This is a genomic window from Clostridium cuniculi, assembly GCF_004353185.1.
Lineage (GTDB): Bacteria > Bacillota > Clostridia > Clostridiales > Clostridiaceae > Clostridium > Clostridium cuniculi.
Genome location: NZ_SMUS01000086.1, coordinates 1 through 2017, shown reverse-complemented (window position 1 = coordinate 2017; position 2017 = coordinate 1). Strand labels below are relative to the sequence as shown.

Below are 2017 nucleotides of genomic sequence, written 5' to 3'. Positions count from 1 at the left end.
AAGAAGTTATTTTTAAGAACGATAAGGAAGAATTGCAGCACGATAAAGAAAAAAATCAGAACGATATTAAGACTATAGAGGTTGGAAGTATAGTTAAAGTTAAATATCAAAACAAAGAGTATATAGGAAAAGTAGTTAGGATATATGGACCAGGTAATAAAACAGTAAATGTAATTTTTAATGGAATGCATTCAGCTTTTTATATGGATCATGTACAAATAGCAGGTGAATAAATATGAGTAAAAATAAAATTATATCAGGACAATTAGATTTATTTCCAACAAATGAAGAACTTAATTTTACTTATGAACCGTTAGTAAAGGTTAAGCAAAGAGAGATAAAAGCAGGAGATATAGTTAAATGCATAGATAATATTTTCGGATATGATAGCAATGGTAAAGTTATGTATTATTACTTAACAAAAGGCAAAAAATACAGAGTTAAGTTTACTTTTGAACATTTTGGTAAAACCTATTGCTGCATTGAAGATGATGAAGGGAATGAAGTTTGCTATAGAACTGATAGATTTATTTAGAGAATAATTTGAAATTATTGTGAGGGAGTGAATCAAGTGGAATATATAAAAGCAGAACAATTTTTAAATCAACCTAAAGAAGTTCAAGAGGGATTGTTGAATTGGTGGAATCCTAATATCGGAGATTTATACACTTATGCTATAGAAAACGAACAAGATTATAGCGAATTACATTGTGTTACAAGTATCAATGTAGTCAAGATGACGAGTAGAAATAAAGGGGAAAGAATACCTTTATTTACAGAAGGGCAGTTAAGAAAATTTATAGAAGAAAAAGCTGAGTGTAAAGTAATAGTTGAATACACTTCTTGTGGGAATATAGTTATAAAAATGTGCACAGAAGATGAAGTTACTGGTTCAGTAAAATGTAAGAGAAAATTAACATTTCCTAGCAATAGGTTTAATTTAATAAACTCATATTGGAAAGTTGCAATAAAAATAATTGAAAATTAATTAACAATTCAAAAATATTGTGAGCAGATCTACAGGATAGAAAGGAAAATTAAAATGGTTGAATTTAAAATAAGATTTAAAAGTGGAGATGTAGGTTATTTTAAACCTACATCTGCAATTACAATAAAACAAGCTGATGAATTAATTGAAGGTATTAGTGAATTGATAAAGAATAAGGCAACAGGAACATTTAAAATGTTAGATTTGACTGACGATAAAGTAACTGTGATAAATGTTAGAGAGATAGTTACTTTTGGATATAGCTTAGTGGCAGATTAATTAGAAAAAGAGAGTAATTATAGGTAATGATAGAGATAGTTAAGACAAGAAAACGACAATTAGAAGAAAGAATTAAAAGATTAGAAAGTTATGTTTATGAAGGTGATGACACACCACAGCTTAAGAAAATATATGAAGATCAAATACAATTTTTAAGAGAAGAGTTGAAGGAACTAAAAAATAAAAATTAATCGAAAATAAAATACTCGTAAATGATAATAAAACTAAAAGGAGGGAATATGAGTAAATTACTAAATGTTGGCTATTTTAATAGTATAAATAAGGATAGAGTTGTATCAGTAGCAGATTATGAAAGTGCTCCTATAAAGAAACTTGTTAAGAATGCTAGAGATATGGGGATGTTAGTTGATTTAACACAAGGCAAAAAGACAAGGGCCGTTATAGTTATGGATAGTAGCCATATAGTTTTAACATCAAAAAGTGCGGAATCACTTGCTAAAAATGAATAAAAATAAAAGAAAATATAGTAAAAAGCATATGTTTTTTTAAAAAAAGCGGGGGTAAATTTCTCTCGCTTTTTTTATATTTATGATATTATGAATATAAATTAAATCGGAAATAACAAGAAGTTCATAGGGATATTACTTATTAAAATTAAAAAATGTCCACTTTGAATGGGTTGGGGTAAACTATATAATTTTTTAAGGGGGAATAGAAATGAACAAAGAGTTAGTAGGGCAATTATATTGCAATGGATTAAATGCAAGAGAGATTGCAGAACAGTTAAAT

General features: G+C 27.6%; 5 protein-coding genes and 1 pseudogene. All 6 read left to right on the top strand.

What is annotated here, in order from left to right:
• Positions 1 to 233 (top strand): annotated as a pseudogene (locus EJJ37_RS20575) (hypothetical protein); the annotation flags it as partial.
• Positions 234 to 235: 2 nt separating this feature from the next.
• Complete coding sequence (locus tag EJJ37_RS19610) at positions 236 to 535, top strand: hypothetical protein (protein WP_133017107.1); 300 nt, start codon at positions 236 to 238, stop codon at positions 533 to 535.
• A gap of 36 nt (positions 536 to 571) precedes the next feature.
• Positions 572 to 988: a hypothetical protein gene (locus tag EJJ37_RS19605; RefSeq protein ID WP_133017106.1), complete on the top strand. Its 417-nt coding sequence runs from the start codon at positions 572 to 574 to the stop codon at positions 986 to 988.
• A gap of 54 nt (positions 989 to 1042) precedes the next feature.
• Entirely contained in the window at positions 1043 to 1267 is a 225-nt protein-coding gene (locus EJJ37_RS19600; RefSeq protein WP_133017105.1) for a hypothetical protein, read from the top strand.
• A 26-nt stretch (positions 1268 to 1293) separates the two neighbouring features.
• Entirely contained in the window at positions 1294 to 1458 is a 165-nt protein-coding gene (locus EJJ37_RS20570; protein WP_166484859.1) for a hypothetical protein, read from the top strand.
• A 48-nt stretch (positions 1459 to 1506) separates the two neighbouring features.
• Positions 1507 to 1737, top strand: coding sequence for a DUF370 domain-containing protein (locus tag EJJ37_RS19595; RefSeq protein ID WP_133017104.1), 231 nt, complete (start codon positions 1507 to 1509; stop codon positions 1735 to 1737).
• Positions 1738 to 2017: the final 280 nt, after the last annotated feature.